Here is a 25,419-nt window from a genome sequence, read left to right as displayed (position 1 = left end):
GGTGATCCCGATGGGGCCCGGCAGGCGCCGGCCTGCCTGCGGCACCGAGACAGCTAAGACCGATGCGAAATCCCTACGACGTTCTGGGTGTCCCGAAGGGCGCGACCGAGGCCGATATCAAGAAGGCCTATCGCAAGCTCGCCAAGGCCTACCATCCCGACCGCAACAAGGACGACGCCAAGGCCAAGGATCGCTTCTCGGAGGCGAACTCGGCCTACGAGATCCTCGGCGATGCGGGCAAGCGCGGGCAATTCGACCGTGGCGAGATCGATGGCGACGGCAAGCCGCGCGCCCCGAGCTTCGACGGATTCGGCGGGTTCGGCGGCCAGCCCCGCGGCGCGGGCGGCGGCGGGTTCGATTTCGAGAGCGCCACCCGCGGACGCGGGCCCGCCGGCGGCGGCGGCATCGGCGAGGACATCTTCTCGCATCTGTTCGGTGAGGCGTTTCGCGCCGGCGGGGCCGGGCCGGCTCCGGGCGCCGCGCGCGGTCCGGCCAAGGGCGAGGACGTGGCGGCCGAATTGAGCGTGACGCTGGAGCAGGTCGGCAGCGAGGAGAAGCTGCGCCTGTCGCTGCCGAGCGGCCGCGACGTCGACGTGATGATTCCCAAGGGCGTCGAGGACGGGCAGACGATCCGCCTGCGCGGCCTCGGCCATGCCGGCGGCCCGCGCTCCGCGCCCGGCGACGCGCTCCTTACCATCCGCATCCAGGCCCATCCCCGCTTTACCGTGGACGGTGCGGACCTGCGCGCCTCCGTGGAGGTGCCGCTGGAGGACGCGGTGCTCGGCGGCCCCATCCGCGTGCCAACCCTGACGGGGGCGGTGGAGATGCGGATTCCCGCCATGACGAGCTCCGGCCGCACCTTCCGGCTCAAGGGCAAGGGCCTGCCCAAGAAGGACGGCACCCGCGGCGATCTTTTCGCCACCACGGCGGTCGCCCTGCCGACTACGGACGATTCCGCCCTGACGGATTATGCCAAGGCCAAGCGCGCCGCGCGGGTCGGCTGACGCCGTCCGGCCGGCCATTCCCTGGAATTCCTGGACTTTCGTCCCTCGCACAACCTCGCTAAGGATGCGCGGCGCTTGCCCCGCCGGTCGTCCGGCCCGTGGTGGCTGGCGCCGCGGCTTCTCGTTCAGGTGACTCCATGGCGGACACGAAACCGGCTCACGACTCCATCGGCGGCCTTCTCGCCGGCAAGCGCGGACTGGTGCTCGGTGTCGCCAACAACCGCTCGATCGCCTGGGGCATCGCCCGCAGTGCCGCAGCGCATGGGGCCAAGCTCGCCTTCACCTACCAGGGCGACGCCCTGAAGAAGCGGGTCGAGCCGCTCGCCCGCGAACTCGACGCCCATGTCGTCGGCCATTGCGACGTCACCGACCCGGCCTCCATCGACGCGGTGTTCGCGGCCACCGCCGAGATCTTTCCCGAGGGCATCGACTTCGTCGTCCATTGCATCGCCTTCTCCGACAAGGACGAGTTGACCGGGCGCTACCTCGAGACCTCGGAGGCAAACTTCACCAAGTCGCTCCTCATCTCCTGCTACTCGTTCACCGCTATCGCGCAGCGCGCCGAGAAGCTGATGCCCAACGGTGGCTCGCTGCTGACGCTGACCTATTACGGCGCCGAGAAGTGGATGCCGCATTACAACGTCATGGGCGTCGCCAAGGCCGCGCTCGAAGCCTCCGTGCGCTATCTCGCCGCCGATCTCGGCCCCTCGAAGATCCGCGTCAACGCGATCTCGGCCGGCCCGATCAAGACGCTCGCCGCCTCCGGCATCGGCGACTTCCGCTACATCCTCAAGTGGAACGAGTACAACGCGCCCCTGCGCCGGACCGTGACCATCGAGGAGGTCGGCGAGACCGCCACCTACCTGGTCTCGGACATGTCGCGCGGCATGACCGGCGAAATCCTCCACGTGGATGCCGGCTACCATGTCGTCGGCATGAAGAACCCGGACGCGCCGGATCTCAGCCTCGACAGGGACTGAGCGAGAGGCGCGATCCGCTCGAATGCAGGGGCTTACGTCGGGCGAATATCGGCCGGGTCGGGCGACGCCTCAGAGTCCAACACGGGCGTTCGTCCATCACCCCGTCCGATCCGCCGGACGGGCCATGAAATCGGCGATGATCGCGAAGTAGCCGGGCAGGAGGCTGGCCAGCACGGCCTGCCCGTTCGGTGTCAGCGTGATGCGCTTGGCCCGGCCATCCTCGGGATCCGGAATGCTGCTGAGCAGGCCGGCCTGCGACAAGGCCTTGACCGTCTCCGTCACCACGGGCCGCGAGATGTCGAGCCGATCAGCGATCTCGCTCGCCAGAAGACTCTTCCGCTCCAGCTCCCGATCGATCACGATCATGACGAGGAAGCGGGTCTGCGAAAGCGTATGACCGGTGAAATAGGCGTCGAGCTCGCGCATCAGCAGGCTTCCGCGCCTCAAGAGCCGAAGGGCCTCTGCGACGGCCTCGGCGTTCATGCCCGGGTAGCGCTCACTGTAGGTCTCGAGCATCTGCCGCGTGGGGAGTTCTTTCAGGAAGAACACGCGCTCACCTCGCCGATCTGGCGCAGCCGCGTAATGGCGACCGGCTCGGACAACCACAAGCGGTAATGGTCAAACACCGCTTGCGTATAGGGCTGCGCATGATGCGCTTCGAGCGCAGCCTCATCGTCCCAGACCTCGTAGAGATACAGGCATCCGCCACCGCCAGGATCGTCATGCAGCGTGAATACGCGGCAGCCCGGTTCGGCGCGGGTGACCGACAGAATGTCCAGCACCGCGTGACGGGCGGCGGCCAGATGCTCGGATTTCGGCGTGATACGAGCAAAGAGCGTCAGCGGTTCCGGCATGATATCCACTCCTATGATTAGGATGCTAACTATATGAACTGATCGCTGGTTGCAACTTTGGTGGGCTCGCGTCACTCCGGGATCGTCGTCTCGCAATCCCCGGCGGCCCCTCCGGGAATCGCGGCTCCATCGCCTCCATGGCTGGGCGATGAAGCGGGGGGCGCGATCCCGCTCAATCGTCCTCGCGGAACGACCCCGACCGCTTCAGCCCGTCGATCCAGGTGGCGCCGTCCTGCTTGACGACCCGGTGGGGTCTGGCGCCGCCATAGGTCGCGATGGCCGCGGCTAGGCGCTCCGAATGCGTGACGAGCCAGATCTGCGTCCGCTCGGCCGCTTTCACGATCATGCGGGCAAGGGGGTCGAGCAGATCCGGGTGAAGGCTGGTCTCCGGCTCGTTGAGGGCGATGAACGGCGGCAGCCGGTAGGCCAGCAGCGCGCCGGCCAGAGCGAGGTAGCGCAGGGTCCCGTCCGACATTTCCTAGGGCTCGAACATCCGCAGCGGATAGTCGGGGAACACGAGGCCGAAGGTCGCGTGACGACCCGGCAACGGCACGGTGAGGCGCCCGCCCGGAAAGGCGTCGTCGACCGCCGCGTCGAGATCCATCGTATCCTGGCGGAGATGCGCCAGCGTCGCGAAGACGGCGGCGAGGTCGGCACCATCCGAGGACAGGGTCGGCGTCGTCACGGCCAGGGCGGGTCGGCGCAGGGGGGAGCCCACGTCGGTGCGGAAGCTGTGGTAGAAGCGCCATTCGAGCAGGCTGCGGCGCGCCAGATCGAGTTCGGGAAAGGCCGTCGCATCCTGCAGGGCGGCGAGTGCCGTCTCCGTGGCGAGCAACGTCGTGCCGAGAGGCTGCCTGCGATCCTCCGCGTCGCGCGCGAAACCCCTCGGCCCCTCGCGTTCGAGCAGCGTCACCGGGCGGCGACCGGTCAGTTGGGATAGGGTTTCGGTCTTGATCTGTGGCTCGAGCGGGAAGGCGGCGCCGTGCGGAAGACCGTTCGGTTGCGGGACGAGCCCGAGAACGACTTCATAGCGCAGCGGACGCGATGCGGTCGCCGGATCGAACAGGTCGACCGACAGCGTGATCCGTGCCTTCTCGCCGACCTTGCGCTTTCCGGCCCACAAGGCGGATTCCATTCCGCCTTCCGCCGCGAGGTCCCGCGTCAGGGTTCCGGCCGCCGCCGATTGCAGCAGCTCCAGAGCGCGATAGAGATTGGTCTTGCCGACCCCGTTGGCACCGATGAAGACCGACAGGCTATCGACCGGGAAGGAGATCGATTTCAGCGACCGGTACCCGGACGACGAGACCTCGCGAACGGTCAGCATGCCTTTAGCTCCCACGGCGGGTTCGACCCCAGGACAAGCCGATGCGACCGCCGGACACAACCCCTAGGAAAGGCGCAGGCCGCGATTCAATCCGGCACCTTCATCTCGGACACGCCCGGCTGCGCCTCCGGGAAGCGCGGGTCCATCGCCTCCAGGGTGTCGGCGATGGTGCGGGCGATGACGAGGTTGCGGAACCACTTCCGGTTGGCCGGAACCACGTGCCAGGGGGCCTCGGGCGTCGAGCAATGGGTCAGGGCGTCCGTGAAGGCGGCCTGGTAGGCGTCCCAGGACTTGCGCTCGACGAGATCGGCCGCATCGAACTTCCAGTGTTTTTCCGGCTCGGCGATGCGCGCCTCCAGGCGCTCCTTCTGCTCGTCCTTCGAGATGTGGAGGAAGAACTTCAGCACCGTGGTGCCCGACACGGTGAGCATCCGCTCGAAATCGTTGATCAGTCCGTAGCGCGCCCGCCAGACGGTATCGGGGACGAGGTCCTTCACCCGCACCACCAGCACGTCTTCGTAATGGCTGCGGTTGAACACGCCGATCATGCCGCGGGCCGGAGCCTTGGCGTGGTAGCGCCACAGGAAATCGTGGTCGCGCTCCTCCGAGCTCGGCACCTTGAACGACCACACCCGGCAGCCTTGCGGGTTCACCCCCTCGAAGACGTTGCGGATGGTGCCGTCCTTGCCGCCGGTATCGATGGCCTGGAACACCACGAGGAGGCTGCGCTGATGCTCGGCATAGAGCCGCTCCTGCAGGGCCTTGATGCGCGCGCGCTCGGCGATCAGCGCCTCCTTGGCCTTTTCCTTGTCGAGGCCACCATCGGCATTGGGATCGATGGCCGAGAGGTCGCAGGTCCAGCCCGGCCGCACGGTGACGATGCCGGAGGCCGCCGGCGCGCGCGCCGCGACCCCGACGAGGCCCGGCGCGGCATCGGCGATCTGCGCCGCCTCGCTCGCCCACAGCGCCGACGAGGGCGGACGATCGCCGGCCGGCTTCTTGCCTCTGGGCTTCTTGCCGAGAACCGAATTCTTGCCGAGCGTGAACGTCTTGCCGAGCGTGAACTTCTTGCCGAGGGTGTCCTTGGTGTCGGACAGCTGCCCCTGCGACGCTGTTTCTGGGGATTTCAGCGTGGTCCGGCTCCGCCCCGGCTTGCCGTGCTTGTATGACATGACGGGACTCGCTGACTGAGAATGGGGGGGCGCCCCTGGGAATGCGGGACCGCGGACAATGGATTCGAGTGCGACAACGATTCCCAAGCTGGGCCGTTCCGGCCACGGGACCGGCGGCAGGGCGAGACAGGGCGCGTGAAAAGGCTCTACTTCGTCCGGCACGGCCAGACCGACTGGAACGCCGAGGGCCGCCTGCAGGGCCAGCGCGATATTCCTCTCAACGCCGAGGGGCTGCGCCAAGCCGCGGAGGCGGCGGCCCGGTTGGCGGCGGTCGCAGGGGCCGATCTGGCCACCCTCGATTTCGCGGCGAGCCCGCTCCTGCGCACCCGGCGGACCATGGAGGTGATGCGCAGCCGTCTCGGTTTCCCCGAAGACGGCTACCGCCTCGACCCGCGCCTCAAGGAGATCAGCTTCGGGGCGTGGGAAGGCGCGACCTGGGCCGAAATCCGTCGACGCGATGCCGCCCGCGCGGCGGCGCGTGATCGCAGCCGCTGGGAGTATCAGTCGCCGGGGGAGGGCGGCGAAAGCTACGCCATGCTGGCCGAGCGCGTGGCGCCCGCCCTCGCCGACCTTACCGGACCGACGGTGATCGTCGCCCATGGCGGCGTCGCCCGCGCCATCCTGGTGATCCGCGGCCATCTCGGCATCCGCGAGGCCCCGCGCATGGGCATCCGCCAGGGCGGCGTCCTCGTCCTCGACGATGCAGGCTGGCGCTGGGCCTGATCGCGGACTGGGCACGCCCCCGCGATTTTTGCGAACCGCGTCTTCGTTCAACGCCGGTTCAAGCCACGTCCGCAAACGTGCTAGAGGCCCAGGAGATATCGGACGCGCCGCGATTTCGGCGCGTTCCGGGTGCCTTACCCCGGACGGTCAGGACGATCCCCAGCCCTTGCGGGATCGGCAGCGGAGCAGTGGATGAGCAGTGTCGCCGAGACGACCCGGCCGCGGGCAGACGCGCTCGGACGAAAGGCGGTCCTGCGCGGCGCGGTCCGTCCCGACCTGATTCGCGACGAGGTGCTGGGCGAGATCTTCTCCGCCAGCGCCGCCGCGCGGCCGAGCCACCCCGCCCTCATCGACGGCGCCCGGACCAACCCGGACGGCAGCCATCCGGCCTTCACCTATGCGGAGGTCCTCGATCGGGCCGGGGCCATCGCCAAGGGCCTTGCCCATCGCGGGATCGGGCCCGGCGATGTGGTCGGTCTGTGGATGGCACGCGGACCCGACCTGCTGATCGCGCAGATCGGCATCACCCTGTCGGGCGCCGCCTGGCTGCCCTTCGACGCCGAAGCTCCGGCCGACCGCGTCGCGGTCTGCCTCACCGATGCGCAGGCCAAGGCGCTCGTGGTCTCGGCGGCGCTCGCGCCCCAGGCTCCGGCCGGCACCGCGGCACTGACCGCGGAATCCCTCGTCGCCGCCACGCCCGCCGACGCCCCCGTACCCGACCCGCGTCGAGCCGGCCTGACGCCGCAGCACCCCGCCTACCTGATCTACACCTCCGGCTCCACCGGCGTGCCCAAGGGCATCGTCATCAGCCATGCCAACATCTGCCACTTCCTGCGCTCGGGAAATGCGCTCTACGGCATGGCCCCGGACGACGTGGTGTTCCAGGGGGCGTCGGTCGCCTTCGATCTCTCGATGGAGGAGATCTGGGTTCCCTACCTCGTGGGCGCGACGCTGTTCGTCGCATCGCCGGCGATGATGGGCGACGTCGAAGCCCTGCCGGGTCTTCTCACCAAGGCCCGCGTCACGGTGCTCGATACGGTGCCGACGCTGCTGGCGATGATCTCGCAGGACCTGCCCACGGTCCGCCTCGTGCTGCTCGGCGGCGAAGCCCTGCCCGAACCCCTGGTGGCCCGCTGGGCGACCGCATCGCGACAGCTGTTCAACACCTACGGCCCCACCGAGGCCACGGTTGTGGCCACCGCCGCCGAGATGCGGGCCGGCACCCCCGTCACCATCGGTGGCCCGATCCCGAACTATTCGGTCTATGTCGCCGGCGAGACCCTCGCCTTGCTCGGCCCAGGCCAGCAGGGCGAGTTGCTCATCGGTGGTCCCGGAATCGCCAAGGGCTACCTCCAGCGCCCGGACCTGACGGCGGAAAAGTTCATCGCCAACCCGTATGAATCGGATGGCAGCGACCCGATCCTCTACCGCTCGGGCGACGCGGTGTTGCTCGATGAGGCCGGCAACATCCTGTTCCACGGCCGCATCGACGATCAGGTCAAGATCCGCGGCTTCCGGGTGGAACTCGGCGAGATCGAATCCCGCATCCAGATCCTGCCTGGCATCAACCAGGCGGCGGTGGTGCTGCGCCAGGACGACGGCGTCGACCGCCTCGTCGCCTTCCTGGTGCCGGAGCGCGGCACCACCATCGACAAGGCCGGCCTCCGCCACACCCTGGCCGAACAGATGCCGCCCTACATGGTGCCGGGTCATTTCGAGATCGCCGAGGTGCTGCCGCGCCTAACCTCGGGCAAGGTCGACCGCAAGGCCCTGCGCGCCGCCACCCTCACGGTGGCCGACACGACGGGCGAGCAGGAGCCGCCGGCCAACGAGACCGAGGCCGCGCTCCTCGCGGCCGCGAACCAGGTGTTCGGCGCCCAGGCGATCCCGTTCGAGGCCGACTTCTTCACCGATCTCGGCGGTCATTCGCTGCTCGCCGCCCGCTTCGTCGGGGCCGTGCGCGAGGCGCCGGCCCTCGCCGCCATCACCCTGCAGGACGTCTACGGCCGCCGCACCCTGCGGGCGATGGCCGAGGCCCTCATCGAACGCACCGGCGGGGCTGGCACGCAGATGGCGGTACGCGACCTCAGCTTCACCGCCCCGTCGCTCCAGCGCCGGTTCCTGTGCGGATTGGCGCAGGCCGCGGTGCTGCCCTTCGTCATCGCGCTCGCCACCGCGCAATGGCTCGGCATCTTCGTCACCTACCTGCTGCTCACCGGCGGCGGCCTCGGCTTCTTCGGAGAACTCGCGGTCCTGCTGCTGGTCTATATCGGCATCAACGCGGTCACGGCGGCCATCGCGGTGGCGGCCAAGTGGCTGATCCTCGGCCGGACCAAGCCCGGACGCTATCCGCTCTGGGGCGTCTATTATTACCGCTGGTGGCTGGCGCAGCGCCTCACCCCCCTGGTCCACATCAAGTGGCTCCAGGGCTCGCCCGCGATCGTGTTCTACCTTCGCCTGCTCGGCGCCAAGATCGGCGACGACGCACTGATCTCGGACGTGGAGGTGGGGGCTCCCGACCTCCTCAGCGTGGGAGCGGGAGCCTCGCTCGGCGGCCGCCTCGTCATCGCCAATGCCGAGGTGGTGGGCGATGAGCTCATCATCGGCACCGTCTCCATCGGCGCGGATGTCGCCATCGGCGCGTCCTGCGTCATCGGGCCGGATACGGTGATCGGCGACCACGCGGAGATCGCCGACCTGACCACGATCCCCACCGGCACGGTGGTGGGGCGGGCGGAAGCCTGGGACGGCTCGCCCGGACGCAAGGTCGGCGATGTCGACCCCGCCGACCTGCCGGCGCCCGCGCCGGTCTCGCCGCGCCGCCGCCTGGCATTCGCGACGATGTACGCCTTCCTGCTCGCGGCGATCCCGGCCATCGGCCTGCTGCCGATCTTCCCGGCCTTCTACATCTTCGACCAGCTCAGCGATTCGCTCGGCGACCTCACCGACATCGACTACCATTGGTACCTGCCGATGCTGACCTGGCCCACCGCCATGCTGATGACGGCGGGCACGGTGATGCTCATCGCCGGCATCCGCTGGGCGGTGCTACCGCGGGTCTCCTCTGGCACGCACTCGATCCACAGCGGCTTCTACCTGCGCAAATGGGCGGTGGCGCTGGCGGCCGAGGTGACGCTGGAGACGCTCTCCTCGCTGTTCGCCACCGTCTACATGCGGGCGTGGTACCGGCTGATGGGCGCTCGGATGGGGCAGGGCGCCGAGATTTCCACCAACCTCGGCGGTCGCTACGATCTGGCCGATATCGGCGCGCGCAACTTCATCGCCGACGAGGTGGTGTTCGGCGAGGAGGAAATCCGCCGCGGCTGGATGGAGATGCACGAGGTCCGCACCGGCGCCCGCGTCTTCGTCGGCAACGACGCGGTGGTGCCGCCGGGCGCGGTGATCCCCGACGACGTGCTGATCGGCATCAAGTCGAAGCCTCCCGCCAACGCCTTGATGGCACCGGGCGACACCTGGTTCGGCTCGCCGCCGATCAAGCTGCCCTCGCGGCAGAAAGTCGATCTCGGCTCCAACGCCCAGACCTACGAGCCGGGCATCGGCCCCAAGCTCCGGCGCGGCATCTTCGAGGCGTTCTCGACCTCGTTCTCGCCGATGCTGTTCATCACCCTGGCGATCACCGCCATCGACTTCTACTTCTACCCCGCCATCCTGGCGGAGGACTGGACCGGGCTGGCGATCAGCTTCGTCGCGGTCAGCGTCGGCATCGCCTTCATCCAGTCCTTCACGGTGATCGCGGTGAAATGGCTGCTGATGGGCGTCTACAAGCCCGGCATGCAGCCGATGTGGTCGTGGTGGGCCATGCGGACGGAAGCCGTGGCGGTGCTGTATTGGGGTCTCGCCGGCAAGGTCCTGCTCGAGCACCTCGTCGGGACGCCGTTCCTGCCGTGGATGCTGCGGCTGCTCGGGGTGAAGATCGGCCAGGGCGTGTGCATGCTCACCACCGACATCACCGAATTCGACTGCGTCACCATCGGCGACTTTTCGACCATCAACCGCACCTCGGCGCTGCAGACCCACCTCTACGAGGACCGGATCATGAAGGTCGGCCGGGTCACGGTGGGCAAGGGCGTCTCGGTGGGCGCGTTCTCGACGGTGCTGTACGACACCAAGGTCGGCGACTATGCCCGCCTGCGGCCGCTCACCATCGTGATGAAGGGCGAGTCGATCCCGCCGCATTCGGAATGGGAGGGCGCGCCGGCGGTGCCGGTGGTCCACGCGGCGAAAAAAGCGGTCGCCTGAGCCGACAGGCACACTGCCCCAATTAAAAAGGCCGGTCGCACGTTCAGCGGCGACCGACCTTCCTCTTATCCCTGCACCGCGGACGATGCCTCAGCCGTTCGTCTGTTCCTTCGTGCCGAGTCGCTTGTCGAGGTAGGTGTCCACCGTCTGGGTCAGTTCGGGGACCTTGCCGTCGAAGAAGTGGTTGGCGCCCTCGACCATCTGGTGCTCGATGATGACGCCCTTCTGAGTCTTCACCTTCTCGATCACCGGCATCACCTCGCGGGCCGGGGCGACACGATCCTCGGAGCCGTGCACGAACAGGCCGGAGGACGGGCAGGGGGCCAGGAAGGTGAAGTCGTAGCGGTTGGCCATCGCCGCGATGGAGATGAAACCTTCGATCTCGGGGCGCCGCATCAGAAGCTGCATCCCGATCCACGAGCCGAACGAGACGCCGGCGATCCAGCAGGCCCGCGCCTCGGGATTGACCGACTGGACCCAGTCGAGGGCCGATGCGGCGTCCGAAAGCTCGCCGGTTCCGTGGTCGAACGCCCCCTGGCTGCGGCCGACGCCGCGGAAGTTGAAGCGCAACGCGGCGAAGCCCCGGTTGGCGAAGGTGTAGAAAAGATTGTACACGATCTGATTGTTCATCGTGCCGCCGAACTGGGGGTGCGGGTGGAGCACGATCGCGATCGGTGCGCCCTTCTTCTTGGGGGCCTGATAGCGTCCCTCGAGACGGCCGGCCGGGCCGGTGAAGATGACTTCGGGCATGGTGTCTTTCGAAACTCCTGGGCGTCGCGCGGGGCGAACCGAACCCGAACAAGGCCGCCCCTGCGCCTTGACTCGCCCGGCAACGAACCTAAAAGCGCTCTTAGAACAATTCTAGTTGACTAGAATCGTTCTAAGCTACCGCGGTTCGAGCAGACTTCGGATCGGCGATTCCCTGCACGACGGGCTGTCGGAACACGTATCGTGCCCGCGCCTTAGCATGATCGTGGGGGGCAAAAGCAAGGAATTGTCGACTTCGACCTTGACGCGCCAAGTGGTTTTTCACGCATGACTTCGCCCCGCGCCTATCTCGACCACAACGCCACCTCCCCGGTTCGTCCCGAGGTCGTGGAGGCCGTGGCGTGCGCGTTGCTGCTGCCGGGCAACCCGTCTTCGGTCCATGCCGAGGGGCGTGCGGCACGGTCGGCGCTGGAGACCGCACGCGATCGGATCGGGCGCCTCGTCGGGATCGGGGCCGGCCGGGTGATCTTCACCAGCGGTGGCACCGAGGCCGCCAACGCGGTGCTATCCGGCGCCCTCACGAAAACCGGAATGCCGCCGGTGACCCGGCTCCTGATCGGCGCGACCGAGCATCCCTGCGTGTCGGCCGGTCACCGCTTCGCCGCGGATGCCGTGGACGTGATCCCGGTGGATGCGGCCGGCCTGATCGATCTGGAAGCCCTGCGACACCTCCTCGACCGGCACGCGGATGCGGGCGTGCTGATCTCGGTCCATGCCGCCAACAACGAGACCGGGGTGATTCAGCCTCTGGCCGAGATCGTCGGTCTGGCGCATGCGCATGGCCGCGCGCTGGTCCACAGCGATGCGGTCCAGGCGGTGGGCAAGGTACCGCTCGATTTCGCCGGCCTCGGCCTCGATGCGCTGACCCTCTCGGGGCACAAGTTCGCCGCGCCGAAGGGCGTCGGCGCGCTGGTGCTCGCCGAGGGCGTCAGTCTCGGTACGGCCTTCGTCCGCGGGGGCGGTCAGGAGGGACGGCTGCGCTGCGGCACCGAAAACCTGCCCGGCCTCGTCGGCATGGGCGTCGCGGCGGAGATCGCCCTGGCGCATCTGCCCGCGGTGGATGCGCGCCAGCGCGATGCGATCGAAGCGCGGCTTCGCAGTCTCGCCCCCGACCTGGTGGTATTCGGCGACGGCGCTCCGCGCCTGCCGAATACGCTCAGCTTCGCGATCCCGGGGCTCGATGCCCCCACCGCCGTCATGGCGTTGGATCTTGCCGGCATCGCGGTCTCGTCCGGTTCGGCCTGTGCCTCCGGCAAGGTCGCGCGGTCCCCCGTCCTCGCGGCCATGGGCGTCAGCCCTGCTGTGGCCGCAGGGGCGCTGCGCGTCAGCTTCGGGTGGAACAGCGTGGAAAGCGATGGCGCGCGCCTCTTCGCCGCCTGCGAACGCCTCGTGGTGACCCTATATCAACGACGAGGGCAGGCGGCCTGACGGCTGCCCGCCCAATCCATTTTCTCGCGAAAACCCCCGGCCCTTGACGCCGGGATGGCCAGGAGACGTTCAATGCCTGCAGTGCAGGAAACCATCGACCGGGTCCGCTCGATCGACCTCGACCAGTACAAGTACGGTTTCGAGACCACCATCGAGATGGAGAAGTCCGAGAAGGGCATCTCCGAGGACGTCGTGCGCTTCATCTCGGCCAAGAAGGGCGAGCCCGAATGGATGCTGGCTTGGCGTCTCGAAGCCTACAAGCGCTGGCAGACCATGAAGGAGCCCGACTGGGCCCGTGTCGAGTACGACAAGGTCGATTACAAGAACATCTACTACTACGCGGCGCCCAAGCGCCCGGCGGCGATGTCCCTCGACGAGATCGATCCGGAGATCCTGAAGACCTACGAGAAGCTCGGCATTCCGCTGCGCGAGGTCGAGGTGCTGGAGGGCATCGCCCCCGAGCGCCGCGTCGCCGTGGATGCGGTGTTCGATTCGGTCTCGGTGGCCACCACCTTCAAGGCGGAACTGTCCAAGGCCGGCGTGATCTTCATGCCGATCTCGGAGGCCATCCGCGAATACCCCGACCTCGTGAGGAAGTATCTCGGCTCGGTCGTACCCGTGACCGACAACTTCTTCGCGACCTTGAACTCGGCGGTCTTCTCGGACGGCTCGTTCGTCTACATCCCGCCGGGCGTGCGCTGCCCGATGGAGCTCTCGACCTACTTTCGTATCAACGAGCGCGATACGGGGCAGTTCGAGCGGACTTTGATCATCGCCGACAAGGGCAGTTACGTCTCGTATCTTGAGGGCTGCACCGCCCCGAAGCGCGACGACAACCAGCTCCATGCCGCCGTGGTCGAGCTCGTCGCCCTCGACGACGCCGAGATCAAGTACTCGACGGTGCAGAACTGGTACCCCGGCGACAACGAGGGCAAGGGCGGCATCTACAACTTCGTGACGAAGCGCGGCGATTGCCGCGGCAACAACTCGAAGATCTCGTGGACCCAGGTCGAGACCGGCTCGGCGATCACCTGGAAGTACCCGTCCTGCATCCTGCGCGGCGACAATTCACGTGGGGAGTTCTACTCCATCGCGGTGTCGAACGGCATGCAGCAGGTCGATTCCGGCACCAAGATGATCCATCTCGGCAAGAATACGACGAGCCGGATCATCTCGAAGGGCATCTCGGCCGGGCGTTCGCAGAACACCTATCGCGGCCTCGTCTCGGCCCACCGCAAGGCCACCGGTGCGCGTAACTTCACCAACTGCGATTCGCTGCTCATCGGCGACCAGTGCGGCGCTCACACCGTGCCGTACATCGAATCGAAGAACGCCAGCGCCCAGTTCGAGCACGAAGCGACGACCTCGAAGATCTCCGAAGATCAGATGTTCTACTGCCAACAGCGCGGCCTCTCCAACGAGGAGGCCACCGCGCTCATCGTCAACGGCTTCGTCCGCGACGTGCTGCAGCAACTGCCGATGGAGTTCGCGGTGGAAGCCCAGAAGCTGATCTCGATCAGCCTCGAAGGCTCGGTGGGGTAGGGCGAGATCGACAGCCGACATAGCCCCTCTCCCCGCTGCGGGAGAGGGTGGCCCGCGAATGCGGGTCGGGAGAGGGGAGCGCCGGGCCCGAAGAGGCCGCTATCCCCTCTCGCCTACTCCGCAGGCTCCCTCCGCCGCACAGGGCGGAGGGTGGCTTCGCGTTTCAAATTTTGAAGAACGGACGACACTGCAATGATCGAAATCAAGAATCTCACGGTCGCCATCGAGGACAAGCAGATCCTCAACGGCCTCAACCTCACCGTGAACGACGGCGAAGTCGCCGCCATCATGGGTCCGAACGGCTCGGGCAAGTCGACCCTGTCCTACGTCATCGCCGGCAAGGCGGATTACGAGGTCCTCGACGGTGAAATCCTGCTCGACGGCGTCGACATCCTCGAGATGAGCCCGGACGAGCGCGCCGCGAGCGGCGTGTTCCTGGCGTTCCAGTATCCGCTGGAGATCCCGGGCGTCGGCACCATGACGTTCCTCAAGGCGACCCTGAACGCCCAGCGCCGGGCCCGCGGCGAGGGCGAGCTCTCGACCCCCGACTTCATCCGCAAGGTGAACGGCGCGGCCGAGAAGCTCGAAATCAACAAGGAGATGCTCCGGCGCGCCCTCAATGTCGGGTTCTCCGGCGGTGAGAAGAAGCGCATGGAGATCCTGCAGATGGCCCTGCTGGAGCCCAAGTTCTGTGTCCTCGACGAGACCGATTCCGGCCTCGACATCGATGCCCTGCGCATTGTCTCCGAGGGCGTGAACGCGCTGCGCGCGAAAGGCCGCTCGTTCCTCGTCATCACCCACTATCAGCGCCTGCTCGACTACATCGTGCCGGACGTGGTCCACGTGATGTCGCAGGGTCGGATCGTGAAGTCCGGCGACAAGGACCTCGCCAAGGCGCTCGAGGCCTCGGGCTACGCCGAGTACCGCACGGGCGAGGCCGCCTGATCATGGCCGAGATCACCCCGCTCCGTACGGCGGCCGAGACCGGCCTGACCAAGCTCTTCGAAGCCACGAAGATGAAATACCCCACGGGCGTGTCCATCGCCCGCGAGGAGGCGTTCCGCTATTTCGAGGCGGTCGGCCTGCCGACCCGCCGCGTCGAGGCGTTCAAGTACACCGATCTGCGCACGGCGTTCCGGGATGCGGCCCACCCCGCCGAGATGCCGTCGTCGGAGATCGCCACGGCGGCCCTTGCGGCCGCCAAGGGCTTTTCGGAGATCGAGGCAGTGCGCCTCAACTTCGTCAACGGTCACTTGATCACCGAGGCGTCCGACCTCGGCCGCATCCCGGCCGGCATCACCGTGACGCCGCTGAACGAAGCGATGACCAAGGCCAGCCCGCTCCTCGCCCACCTGACGCCGGTGCGGCAGGCTGCCGAGAACCCGATCTACCAGCTCAACACCGCCTTCCTGGCGGACGGCGCGGTGATCACCGTGGCGGCGGGCGCCAAGGTCGAGACCCCGATCCACCTGCGCTTCGTCGGCGCCGGCACCGAGGCGTTCTCCACCGCCACGCGGGTCCTGGTCGTGCTGGAGGAGGGCGCCGAGGCGACCATCCTGGAAACCCATGAGGGGCCGGACGGCGTCGCCTACCAGCCCAACGACGCGCTCGACGTGGTGATCGGCGATCACGCCACCTTCCGCCACGCCCGCCTCAACGCGGAAGGCCGCGAGGCCGTGGCCCTGTCGACGCTCTCGGCCCGCCTCGGCGCGAAATCGGCCATCGAGACCGTCAACGTGGTCGTTGGCGCGGTTCTGTCGCGGCATCAGGTCTACCTGAATTTCGCCGGCGCCGACGCCAATGCGGTGGTCAATGGCGCAGCCATGCTGAACGGCAAGCAGCTCGCCGACACCACGTTCCTGGCCGACCATGCCGCCACCGGCGGAGTGAGCCGCGAGCTATTCAAGACTGTGGTCGACGGCGCTGCCACCGGCGTGTTCCAGGGCAAGATCATCGTCCAGCAGGCGGCCCAGCAGACCGACGGTAAGATGATGTCGGCCTGCCTCATCCTGTCCGACGAGGGCCAGATGATGAACAAGCCCGAACTGGAGATCTTCGCCGACGACGTCGCCTGCGGCCACGGCGCCACCTGCGGCGCCCTCGACGACGACCTCCTGTTCTACCTGATGCAACGCGGCCTGCCGAAAGCGGAAGCCGAGAGCCTGCTGGTTCAGGCCTTCCTTGGCGCGGCTATTGAGGCGGTCAGCCACGAAGGCGCGCGCGAGGCGCTGATCGGCAGCGTCGAGGCTTGGCTCAAGGCGCGCGGCTGAACGACAACAAAGAGCCGGCCTCGACACGAGGCCGGCTCTTAGGTCCTGTCCAATCCGCAACCTCATCCTGAGGTGCCGGAGCGTAGCGGAGGCCTCGAAGGAGGACTTCCGTTCGCGTGGCGGGCCCTGGAGCCCTCCTTCGAGGCTGCTTCGCAGCACCTCAGGATGAGGTGGTGAAAGGGTCCGGCCTTTGCCCCTACGCTGGAAAGTCGAGATATGAACGCACCTCTCGCATCCGCCCCCTACGACGTCGAGGCGATCCGGGCCCAGTTCCCGATCCTCTCCCAGACGGTCTACGGCAAACCACTGGTCTATCTCGACAATGCGGCCTCGTCGCAGAAGCCGCGGGCGGTGATCGACGCCATGGTGAACTGCATGGAGACCGGCTACGCCAACGTCCATCGCGGCCTGCACTTCATGGCGAATGCCGCCACCGAAGGGTTCGAGGGCGCGCGCGAAACCACGCGCCAGTTCCTCAACGCCGAGTCCACCGACGAGATCATCTTCACCCGCAACGCGACGGAAGCCTACAACCTCGTCGCTTCGTCCATGGGGTTGATGGGCCAGATCGGGGAGGGGGACGAGATCATCCTCTCGATCATGGAGCACCATTCCAACATCGTGCCCTGGCACTTCTTGCGCGAGCGGCGCGGCGCGGTGATCAAGTGGGCGCCGGTGGACGACGCGGGCAACTTCCTCATCGAGGAATACGAAAAGCTCTTCACGCCGCGCACGAAGATGGTGGCGATCACCCACATGTCGAACGTGCTCGGCACGGTGACGCCGGCGGCCGAGATCGTGCGCATCGCCCATGCCCACGCCGTCCCGGTGTTGCTCGACGGGGCACAGAGCGCGGTCCACCAGCCGATCGACGTGAAGGCGCTGGATTGCGACTTCTTCGTCTTCACCGGCCACAAGGTCTATGGGCCAACCGGCATCGGCGTGCTCTACGGCAAGAAGGAATGGCTCGATCGCCTGCCGCCCTACCAGGGTGGCGGCGAGATGATCCGGACCGTGTCGCAGGATGCGATCACCTACAACGATCCGCCGCACCGCTTCGAGGCGGGGACGCCGGCGATCATCGAGGCGGTGGGCCTCGGCGCGGCCCTCGAATTCATGATGGGGGTCGGCCGAGACAAGATCGCGGCCCACGAGGCGCGTTTGACCGCCTATGCGCAGGAGCGTCTCGGCGCGATGAATTCGGTGCGCCTCATCGGCACCGCGCGCGGCAAGGGCGGTGTCATCGCCTTCGAGATGAAGGGCGCGCATGCCCATGACATCGCCACCGTCATCGACCGCTACGGCGTCGCCGTGCGCGCGGGCACGCACTGCGCCATGCCGCTGCTGACGCGATTTGGCGCGACCTCCACCTGTCGCGCCTCATTCGGCCTGTATAACACCACGGAAGAAGTCGATGCTCTCGCCGCGGCGCTCGCCAAGGCCGAGATGATGTTCGCCTGAGGGATCAGATCATGAGCGATTCAGCCATCACCGGCGGGGCCAACACCCCCGCCATCGCCAGCGCCTCGGCGATCCCGCCCGAGGAACTCGACCGCCTGACCGATGACATCGTCGCGGCCTTGAAAAGCGTCTACGACCCCGAAATTCCGGCCGATATCTACGAGCTCGGCCTGATCTACAAGGTCGACATCGCCGACGACCGCAAGGTCGCCATCGACATGACGCTCACCGCACCGGGCTGCCCGGTGGCCGGCGAGATGCCGGGCTGGGTCGAGAACGCCGTGGCGGCGGTGCCGGGCGTCCAGGCCTGCGCGGTGACCATGGTGTTCGATCCGCCGTGGGACCAGAGCCGGATGTCGGACGAGGCCCGCGTCGCCCTCGACATGTGGTGAGGCCGATCGGGCGATCGGTCTCGCCATTGGGTGGCGCCTCAGGACGACAGTGGACCGCAGCCTCCGGCGTCCTTATCTTAACCTTGCACGATCACCCTCACGCGCCCGGGCCTTGAACCCGGCCGTCGGAGAGAAACCAATGGCTTCGAACTTCAAAGTCCTCTCGCTCACCGATGCTGCGGCGACGCGCATCAAGGCGATCATCGCCGATGCCGACCGGCCGATCGCGGGGCTGCGCGTCGGCGTGAAGAACGGCGGCTGCGCCGGTATGTCCTACACCATGGAATATGCCGAAGATCGCAAGCCCGGCGAAGACATGGTCGAGGATCGGGGCGTGCGCGTCTTCGTCGATCCGAAGGCGCTGCTATTCCTGCTCGGCACGCAGATGGACTTTACCACCAACAAGCTCGCCTCGCAGTTCGTGTTCAATAACCCGAACCAGACTTCAGCCTGTGGCTGCGGTGAATCCGTGGCGATCACCCCGGCTAATCCCGAGGCCCTGCGCGTCTCGGCGTGATCGTGATGTCGGCCTGATCGCAAAGCGGCGGATCTTGTCGATCCGCCGCGCGCGGTCGCTCGCGCGGCCGGGTCAGGCGACGTTGGTCAGGGCGGACCCGTCCGCGGAATCGTCCATCGTGCGATTCCGGCCATCGCGCTTGGCCTTGAACATGCACTGGTCGGCCCGCTCCAGCAGCGAGACCGCGGTGTCGCCAGGCCGGGTCACGGCGATGCCGAGCGAGATCGTCACCTTGCCGAGCGATTCGCCGGTGGACCGCTTGACGAGTTCGCGACCCATCACACTGGTGCGGACCTTCTCGGCCAGCGCGAAGGCGGCGGCCCGGCCGGTCCCCGGCAGCAGGATGCCGAATTCCTCACCGCCGAAGCGGGCGAGGGTCGCCTCAGCCTTGATATGCTCGCGCATCACGATGGCCACGAGCCGCAGCACCTGATCGCCGGTGATGTGGCCGAAAACGTCGTTGAAGCGCTTGAACGAATCCACGTCGATCACGATCAGGCTGGCGGACTCGCACGCCGCCGTGCTCGCCTCCACCATCTTGTGCAGGCTGTCTTCGAAGTGCTTGCGGTTGAAAAGGCCGGTGAGCGGATCGGTGAGGCTTTCGATCCGAGTGGCCTCCAGGGTCTCGCGCAGACTCTCGATCTCGCTGCGGCTCTCACGCATACGGGCTTCGAGGGTGCGGCTGTTGGCGATCACTTCGCGCGTCGCGGCAACGAGGACAGCCGCGATTTCGTGCAGGCGCGTTGGGCTCAGCGTCGAGCCGTCGAGGGCACGGGACATGGCGGTCAGCGATTCGCCGTATTGTGTGGTCGAGCCGAGCGAGAGGTTGAGCACCTCCATGATGCTCTCGATCTCCGACAGCACGCTGGTGCTCGTCCGCTCGGCTCCGGTGGCGACGCGGTTCGCGTCGATATAGGTCTCGTAGAGCGTATCGATGTCACCGTCCGTCAGCGCCGGATTGCCGGCGGTGAGGCGCTTGATCGCGTCGTTCATCAGCGGCTTAGTGCCGGCGACGTAGGTGTACCAGACGGTGTAGGCGCGCGGCGTCGCCGACGGGCCATAATCGCGCATCATGGCGTTGGCGCGTTCGGCCAGCGCGAAGCTCCGGTCCTTGTCTGCGCCAGTGCCGTCCATCATCCGCCCAACCAATCAAACAGGCTCTTAGTCCGTCCTAGCCGGGCGGAACGAACCTAAGATGCCCAGTCTATCGGCGATTTGGTGCAGATGCGGTTAAGCGCAAAACCTATTTGGGCGCCTTCACCACCGCCGGACGGAGCAGAAAGGCCGGCACGTGCGAGCCAAGACCCACCGGTGTATCGCCGTCATCTTCATCGCCGCGACGGCGCGGCGCGGGTCGACGCTCCTCGCGCGCACGCTCGACCGGCCGGTCCTGCGCCGCTGGCCGGCCGCGCGATACCGGCGCGGCCTCACGCTCGGCCTCGGGCACACGCTCGGGCGAGGACCGCCGCGAGCCGGACCTGGATGAGCGCGCCTCAGAGCGCGCCGCTTCGGGCTTGGGAGACTCAGGCTTGATCGACTCGGGCTTGGAAGACTCAAGCTTGGAAGACTCGGGCTTAGAAGACTCGCCTCTCGAAGGTTCGGCTCTGGACGAATGGGATCTGGACGAACTCGACCGACCCGCCTCGCGCTTGGGGCCGTCCACCCTGTCCGTGTCGCCGCCGCGGGCGCGACGGCCGGTACCGGCCTTGCCGCGGTGGCGGGTCCGGGTCTGCTCGTCTTCGCCGCCGCTGGCCGGGGAAGCCTCCGGAAGCGTCGCGAGGTCACCCTCGGCCCAGGGGATCGGCTGGCCGATCAGGCTCTCGATGGCGTGGACCGAGCGCTCGTCGGCCCGGCTCACCAGGGTGAAGGCGTGGCCGGCCCGGCCGGCACGGCCGGTGCGGCCGATCCGGTGTACGTAGTCTTCCGGATGATGCGGGACGTCGAAGTTGAAGACGTGGCTCACCGCCGGGATGTCGAGGCCGCGGGCGGCGACGTCGCTCGCCACCAGCAGCGGAACCTCACCCGAACGGAAACCGTCGAGGGCGATGGTGCGGGCGCGCTGGTCCATGTCCCCGTGCAAGGCGGCGACGTTGAAGCCGTGGCTCGCCAGCGACTTCTGCAGCAGCGCCACGTCGCGCTTGCGGTTGCAGAAGATGAGGCCGTTGTTGAGTTCGGCCTCGCCGCGGATGAGCCGGCGAAGCAGGTCGCGCTTCTCATGTCCCTCGGAACCGGTGGCGACGAGCTTCTGTACGATGGTCGCCGCCGTCGAGGCAGGACGAGCCACCTCGATCCGCTGCGGGTTGTGCAGGAACACCTCCGCCAGCCGCTCGATCTCCGGCGGCATGGTCGCGGAGAAGAACAGGGTCTGGCGGGTGAAGGGCACCATCTTCACGATACGCTCGATGTCGGGGATGAACCCCATGTCGAGCATCCGGTCGGCCTCGTCGATGACCAGGAGCTCGACGCCGGTGAGCAGCAGCTTGCCGCGCTCGAAATGGTCGAGGAGCCGGCCGGGTGTCGCGATCAGCACGTCGGTGCCGCGCATGAGCTTGGCATCCTGCTCGGCGAACGACACGCCGCCGATGATGAGCGCCACGTTGAGCTTGTGGTTGATGCCGTAGCGGTCGAAGTTCTCGACCACCTGGGCCGCGAGTTCGCGCGTCGGCTCGAGGATCAGCGTGCGGGGCATGCGGGCGCGGGCCCGGCCGTTCTCCAGCATCGTCAGCATCGGCAGGGTGAACGCCGCCGTCTTGCCGGTGCCGGTCTGGGCGATGCCCAGAACGTCGCGCCGTGCCAAAACGTGCGGAATGGCCTGGGCCTGGATCGGAGTCGGCTCGGAGTAGCCGGCCGCCGTGACGGCCTGGAGGACCTTGTCGCTCAATCCGAGGTCGGCAAAAGACATATTCTATGAGAACCATTGCGCGCGGGAAACGAACCGACCGGCGCGGGGGACATCGACACGGGGACGGCTTGGAAGGGCGATTTCGATACCACGTCCCGCCGCGCACACGCGTTGCGAGGACACTTAGAGCCCTGGCCGGCCTTGTCAATCGACGCGAGGGACGGCAATCGCGGTTATCCGCAAGGCACGCGGTGGAGTAGCACCGCCGGAGTGCCGGCCGATGGCACGGGCGCTGCACGGTGCCACCCGAACCGGGGAACCCGAGACGCGTGCGCATCCTGCTGATCAACCCCAACACCACGCCCGTCGTCACCGACCTCGTGGCCGGTCATGTCAGGCGCATCGCCGGGGAGGGGGCGACGTTCGTCCCCGTCACCGGGCGTTTCGGCGCCCGCTACATCGCCAGCCGGGCCGCGGTGGCCATTGCCGGCCATGCCGCCCTCGACGCCCTGGCCGAGCATGTGGCGGGATGCGATGCGGTCTATCTGGCCTGCTTCGGCGATCCGGGCCTCGCCGCCCTGCGCGAGGTCTCGCCGGTGCCCGTGGTAGGCATGGCCGACGCGGCCTGTCGCGCGGCCTGCGCCGCCGGAGGGCGCTTCTCCATCGTCACCGGCGGGGCGCTCTGGGGTCCGATGCTGGAGGAGTTCGTCGCCGCCATCGGCCTGTCCGACCGGCTGGCGTGCGTGCGCACCATCGCCCCCACCGGCGGCGACATCGCGCGCGATCCCGATGCGGCCTTGAGCCAGCTCGCAGCCGCCTGCACCGCGTGCGCCCGCGACGACGACGCCGATATCGTCATCCTGGGGGGCGCCGCGTTGGCGGGTCTGGCCGTCCGTATCCAGCCCATGGTCACGGTGCCGGTCCTGTGCTCGGTGGAGGCGGGCACGCAGGCGGTTCTGTTGGCCGCGGCCGCAGGGCCGTCGGAGAGACAGGCGCCGCGCCTCGACAGCATCGGCCTCAGCCCCACACTCGCAGCCCGCCTCGCCGGGGCCTGAACTCCGCCTCCAAAAATCCGCTTGCCAAAATCCGCTTGCACCACCTTTGCGTCCGTGCTTACTTTGCTTTGCAAAGTGATTGAGGAAGGCAGGGACCGGACGATGTCGGAGCTCGACAAGGCCCTCGCCGACATCGTCGCGATCCGCACGCAGATGGCGCGGGGCACGGCCTTTCGCGGCTACGGCCCGGCGGCGCTGGTCACCACGGGTGGTCTCGCGCTGGTGACCGCCACGGCCCAGACCCTGTGGCTCGACGATCCGACGGCGCAGCCGCTCGCCTTCCTCGCCGGTTGGATCGCCACGGCGATCTGCGCGGTCGGGCTCATCGGGGCCGAGATGCTTGCGCGCGCCCGCCGGCACCATTCGGGCCTCGCCGATGCGATGATCCACAACGCCGTCGAGCAGTTCCTGCCGGCCGGCGCCGCCGGCGGCCTGCTCGCCCTGGTACTCCTGCACGTGGCGCCCGAAAGCCTGTGGTTGCTGCCCGGCTTGTGGCAGATCCTCGTCAGCCTCGGCCTCTTCGCATCCGCACGCTCTCTGCCGCGTGGGGTAGCGCTCGCAGGGGCCTGGTACCTCGTGGCGGGCCTCGGGGCACTGACTTATGCGAGCACGTTCCATGCCCTCTCGCCCTGGGCGATGGGCCTGCCCTTCGCAATCGGCCAGACCCTGATGGCCATCGTGCTGCACCGCGCTTCGGGAGACGGCGATGACGCGTGAACCGAGCGCCGCCCCGTTCTCCTATGACGGGCTCGACCGGGTGATCCATGAGAAAGCGCGCCTCGGCCTGATGGCCTCGCTCATCGCCCATCCCAAAGGCCTCGCCTTCGGCGACCTGAAACAGCTGTGCGGCCTCACCGACGGCAACCTCAGCCGACACCTGCAGGTGCTGCAGGAGGCCGGCCTCGTCGACATCCGCAAGGGTTACGACGGCAACCGGCCGCAGACCACCTGTGGTCTGACCACGGCCGGACGCCGCCGCTTCCTCGATTATCTCGCCGTGCTGGAACGCGTGGTCCGCGACGCGGCGGAGGCCGTCGGCGACCCCATGGACCTGCGTCCCGCCTGATCATCACCGAACGCCGCATCCCGATCGCGGATGAGGCCGAAACCGCGTTTCGTCTCGTCGAGGAACTTTACAGTGCAAAGCGAAAGTCCGATCGAGATCGCGAGTCCCGCCGGCCTTCATGTCGGCATCATCATGGACGGCAACGGCCGGTGGGCCACGGCACGCGGGTTACCGCGCGCACTCGGCCACAAGGCCGGGGTCGAGGCGATTCGGCGGGTGGTGGAGGCAGCACCCCGGGCAGGCGTCGGGACGCTCACGCTCTACGCCTTCTCCAGCGACAACTGGCGCAGGCCCGAGGCCGAGATTGTCGCGCTCATGGGGTTGCTGCAGCATTACCTGCGCCACGAGACCGCGCATCTGGCCGACAACGGCGTCCGGCTTACGGTGATCGGCCGGCGCGACCGCCTGCCGGATGGCATCGCCGAGGCGATCGGCCGGGCCGAGGCCGCCACCGCCAAGGGCTGCGCGCTGCACCTGCGCATCGCCGTCGACTATTCCGCCCGCGACGCGATCCTGGCCGCGGTCGCGGCCGCGCGCGACATGCCGCGCGAAAACCTGTCCCGGCGGGAGTTCTCGTGCCTGGTGACGGGTGGATCCGACATTCCCGACGTCGACCTGATCATCCGCACCAGCGGCGAGCAGCGCCTCTCCGACTTCCTGCTCTGGGAAAGCGCCTACGCCGAGTTCCACGTCACGCCAGCACACTGGCCGGATTTTGGCGCCGGCGATCTCGATGCGGCCCTCACCGCTTTCTCACGCCGCAACCGCCGCTTTGGCGGCCTCACCGATCCGGCGGTCGCCGCCTGACGTCTTGGTTCATCGGGCGCGCATCGTGCGAAGTCTTCTCGCGGAGGTGCCATATTGGGGCCCCGGAAGCGGGATGCCCAACGGCCATCTGCCCTAGCGCAGCTTAAATCCGGCAGTGCAGGGATCGAGGATGGTGCGGCTCGCGGGACCGGCGATGGAGCCGGTGGTTTCCGGGTCGGCCTGTCCGCGCCCGAGCTGGGCCTCCCGCTGCACGGTGGCGGCGCGCAAGCCGCCGAGGTTGCGCGAGAGATATTGCGTGAGGCCGAAGCCGACGAGGGCGGCGAGGAGACAGACTTTCACCGTCCAGGACAGAAGATCGCGGGACGGGCGCACCGGCTCTTCGGCAATTGGAAGGGGAGCGGGCGGCAGCGGATCTGAATATCGCGACGGGGGGATCATGCGGGAACGGGCCCTGTGGCCGCGGGCCTGGGGCAGACCGCGCCGGACGTGTCGTACGCCGAATACGGTTAACGCCGGCTTTCGCGTCCGGGCCGCCGCTCCCGGCGCCCGGCACTAAAGCGCATCGAATCCCGGAACAGTGCAAAATCCTGCAGGCCATAAAATTGTCAGATCAAGACTTTCTTTAGATTTCGTCGACGCGGCACTGCACCGCAGACGATCTATTCGGGCAACGGGGCCGAAGTGCGCCACGGCACGAGCAGACAGTGGAAGGTATGAACTCGGGCTAACCTTTACCCTTCATTGACATCTGTGGCCCTATCTCATGACCTTGTTGCAGGAAAGCGACAGACCTCGCGGCGGCCAGGGACTACAAGCGCGCCGGCTCTCGCCAACCAGGACCAGGTTCAAAAATGAAAAGCCTTATTCTTGCCTCCACCGTGCTCGCCGGCCTGACCGGCTCCGCTTTCGCAGCCGATCTTCCGCGTCGCGCTGCCCCGCCGGTGTTCATTCCGGTGCCGGTGTTCACCTGGACCGGCTTCTACGCCGGTTTCA

Annotated in this window: 22 protein-coding genes and 1 pseudogene; 15 read left to right on the top strand and 8 right to left on the bottom strand. The window is 67.6% G+C overall.

Annotated features, from left to right (window positions below):
- Nucleotides 1–62 precede the first annotated feature (62 nt).
- Complete coding sequence (locus G3T14_RS16130; protein ID WP_163643564.1) at nucleotides 63–1,004, top strand: DnaJ C-terminal domain-containing protein; 942 nt, start codon at nucleotides 63–65, stop codon at nucleotides 1,002–1,004.
- A gap of 137 nt (nucleotides 1,005–1,141) precedes the next feature.
- Entirely contained in the window at nucleotides 1,142–1,984 is an 843-nt protein-coding gene (gene fabI, locus G3T14_RS16125) for an enoyl-ACP reductase FabI (protein WP_163643563.1), read from the top strand.
- A 96-nt stretch (nucleotides 1,985–2,080) separates the two neighbouring features.
- On the opposite strand, the gene G3T14_RS16120 is transcribed toward fabI, so the two are convergent.
- The 4 genes and pseudogenes from G3T14_RS16120 to G3T14_RS16105 all read right to left on the bottom strand — a co-directional run bounded on the left by G3T14_RS16120 (nucleotide 2,081) and on the right by G3T14_RS16105 (nucleotide 5,334).
- On the bottom strand, nucleotides 2,081–2,533 hold the full coding sequence (locus tag G3T14_RS16120; RefSeq protein WP_163643562.1) for a MarR family transcriptional regulator: 453 nt from the start codon (nucleotides 2,531–2,533) through the stop codon (nucleotides 2,081–2,083).
- Nucleotides 2,521–2,838, bottom strand: a complete 318-nt coding sequence (locus tag G3T14_RS16115) for a putative quinol monooxygenase (protein WP_163643561.1) — start codon at nucleotides 2,836–2,838, stop codon at nucleotides 2,521–2,523. The genes G3T14_RS16120 and G3T14_RS16115 overlap by 13 nt, the downstream gene beginning before the upstream one ends.
- Before the next feature lie 172 nt (nucleotides 2,839–3,010).
- Nucleotides 3,011–4,162, bottom strand: a pseudogene (locus G3T14_RS16110) (AAA family ATPase).
- 86 nt (nucleotides 4,163–4,248) lie between these two features.
- The gene (locus tag G3T14_RS16105; protein ID WP_246733380.1) at nucleotides 4,249–5,334 is read right to left on the bottom strand and encodes a polyphosphate kinase 2 family protein; all 1,086 of its coding nucleotides are present in this window, start codon (nucleotides 5,332–5,334) and stop codon (nucleotides 4,249–4,251) included.
- Between the two features lie 135 nt (nucleotides 5,335–5,469).
- Between G3T14_RS16105 and G3T14_RS16100 the strand changes: the two genes are divergently transcribed.
- Nucleotides 5,470–6,057: a histidine phosphatase family protein gene (locus G3T14_RS16100; RefSeq protein WP_348645288.1), complete on the top strand. Its 588-nt coding sequence runs from the start codon at nucleotides 5,470–5,472 to the stop codon at nucleotides 6,055–6,057.
- A 192-nt stretch (nucleotides 6,058–6,249) separates the two neighbouring features.
- Nucleotides 6,250–10,317 (top strand): Pls/PosA family non-ribosomal peptide synthetase, encoded by a 4,068-nt coding sequence (locus tag G3T14_RS16095; protein ID WP_163643559.1) that lies wholly within the window; start codon nucleotides 6,250–6,252, stop codon nucleotides 10,315–10,317.
- A gap of 90 nt (nucleotides 10,318–10,407) precedes the next feature.
- Here the strand turns inward: G3T14_RS16095 and G3T14_RS16090 are convergent, their stop codons facing one another.
- Nucleotides 10,408–11,067 (bottom strand): alpha/beta hydrolase, encoded by a 660-nt coding sequence (locus G3T14_RS16090; protein ID WP_163643558.1) that lies wholly within the window; start codon nucleotides 11,065–11,067, stop codon nucleotides 10,408–10,410.
- A 285-nt stretch (nucleotides 11,068–11,352) separates the two neighbouring features.
- Here G3T14_RS16090 and G3T14_RS16085 point away from each other — a divergent pair, with 285 nt between their 5' ends.
- From G3T14_RS16085 to sufA, 7 genes are all read left to right on the top strand, one after another.
- Nucleotides 11,353–12,513 (top strand): cysteine desulfurase family protein, encoded by a 1,161-nt coding sequence (locus G3T14_RS16085; protein ID WP_163643557.1) that lies wholly within the window; start codon nucleotides 11,353–11,355, stop codon nucleotides 12,511–12,513.
- Nucleotides 12,514–12,585: 72 nt separating this feature from the next.
- Complete coding sequence (gene sufB / locus G3T14_RS16080; RefSeq protein ID WP_163643556.1) at nucleotides 12,586–14,055, top strand: Fe-S cluster assembly protein SufB; 1,470 nt, start codon at nucleotides 12,586–12,588, stop codon at nucleotides 14,053–14,055.
- A gap of 192 nt (nucleotides 14,056–14,247) precedes the next feature.
- Nucleotides 14,248–15,000, top strand: coding sequence for a Fe-S cluster assembly ATPase SufC (gene sufC, locus G3T14_RS16075; protein WP_163643555.1), 753 nt, complete (start codon nucleotides 14,248–14,250; stop codon nucleotides 14,998–15,000).
- A gap of 2 nt (nucleotides 15,001–15,002) precedes the next feature.
- Entirely contained in the window at nucleotides 15,003–16,325 is a 1,323-nt protein-coding gene (gene sufD / locus G3T14_RS16070) for a Fe-S cluster assembly protein SufD (RefSeq protein WP_163643554.1), read from the top strand.
- 216 nt (nucleotides 16,326–16,541) lie between these two features.
- Nucleotides 16,542–17,786: a cysteine desulfurase gene (locus G3T14_RS16065; RefSeq protein ID WP_163643553.1), complete on the top strand. Its 1,245-nt coding sequence runs from the start codon at nucleotides 16,542–16,544 to the stop codon at nucleotides 17,784–17,786.
- Nucleotides 17,787–17,797: 11 nt separating this feature from the next.
- Nucleotides 17,798–18,178: an SUF system Fe-S cluster assembly protein gene (locus tag G3T14_RS16060; protein ID WP_163643552.1), complete on the top strand. Its 381-nt coding sequence runs from the start codon at nucleotides 17,798–17,800 to the stop codon at nucleotides 18,176–18,178.
- Nucleotides 18,179–18,317: 139 nt separating this feature from the next.
- On the top strand, nucleotides 18,318–18,695 hold the full coding sequence (sufA, locus tag G3T14_RS16055; protein ID WP_163643551.1) for a Fe-S cluster assembly scaffold SufA: 378 nt from the start codon (nucleotides 18,318–18,320) through the stop codon (nucleotides 18,693–18,695).
- 72 nt (nucleotides 18,696–18,767) lie between these two features.
- Here sufA and G3T14_RS16050 read toward each other — a convergent pair whose 3' ends face one another.
- The gene (locus G3T14_RS16050; protein WP_163643550.1) at nucleotides 18,768–19,832 is read right to left on the bottom strand and encodes a GGDEF domain-containing protein; all 1,065 of its coding nucleotides are present in this window, start codon (nucleotides 19,830–19,832) and stop codon (nucleotides 18,768–18,770) included.
- A 106-nt stretch (nucleotides 19,833–19,938) separates the two neighbouring features.
- Nucleotides 19,939–21,597 carry a DEAD/DEAH box helicase gene (locus G3T14_RS16045; protein ID WP_163643549.1) on the bottom strand — a complete coding sequence of 553 codons (1,659 nt, stop codon included), beginning with the start codon at nucleotides 21,595–21,597 and terminating at the stop codon, nucleotides 19,939–19,941.
- A gap of 269 nt (nucleotides 21,598–21,866) precedes the next feature.
- On the opposite strand from G3T14_RS16045, the gene G3T14_RS16040 reads away from it, so the two are divergent.
- The 4 genes from G3T14_RS16040 to G3T14_RS16025 all read left to right on the top strand — a co-directional run bounded on the left by G3T14_RS16040 (nucleotide 21,867) and on the right by G3T14_RS16025 (nucleotide 24,465).
- Nucleotides 21,867–22,592, top strand: coding sequence for an aspartate/glutamate racemase family protein (locus tag G3T14_RS16040; RefSeq protein WP_163643548.1), 726 nt, complete (start codon nucleotides 21,867–21,869; stop codon nucleotides 22,590–22,592).
- A gap of 102 nt (nucleotides 22,593–22,694) precedes the next feature.
- Complete coding sequence (locus tag G3T14_RS16035; protein WP_163643547.1) at nucleotides 22,695–23,309, top strand: hypothetical protein; 615 nt, start codon at nucleotides 22,695–22,697, stop codon at nucleotides 23,307–23,309.
- Complete coding sequence (locus tag G3T14_RS16030; RefSeq protein WP_163643546.1) at nucleotides 23,299–23,658, top strand: transcriptional regulator; 360 nt, start codon at nucleotides 23,299–23,301, stop codon at nucleotides 23,656–23,658. The genes G3T14_RS16035 and G3T14_RS16030 overlap by 11 nt, the downstream gene beginning before the upstream one ends.
- 72 nt (nucleotides 23,659–23,730) lie before the next feature.
- A complete protein-coding gene (locus tag G3T14_RS16025) occupies nucleotides 23,731–24,465 on the top strand; it encodes a di-trans,poly-cis-decaprenylcistransferase (protein ID WP_348645287.1) in 735 nt (244 codons plus the stop codon).
- A gap of 93 nt (nucleotides 24,466–24,558) precedes the next feature.
- Here the strand turns inward: G3T14_RS16025 and G3T14_RS16020 are convergent, their stop codons facing one another.
- Nucleotides 24,559–24,798 carry a hypothetical protein gene (locus G3T14_RS16020; RefSeq protein ID WP_163643544.1) on the bottom strand — a complete coding sequence of 80 codons (240 nt, stop codon included), beginning with the start codon at nucleotides 24,796–24,798 and terminating at the stop codon, nucleotides 24,559–24,561.
- Nucleotides 24,799–25,419 lie beyond the last annotated feature (621 nt).

The sequence above is a fragment of the Methylobacterium sp. BTF04 genome (genome assembly GCF_010692745.1).
In the GTDB taxonomy this organism is placed as follows: domain Bacteria; phylum Pseudomonadota; class Alphaproteobacteria; order Rhizobiales; family Beijerinckiaceae; genus Methylobacterium.
Note: the sequence above shows the minus strand (reverse complement) of the source record. Positions and strands in the feature narration are given on the sequence as shown.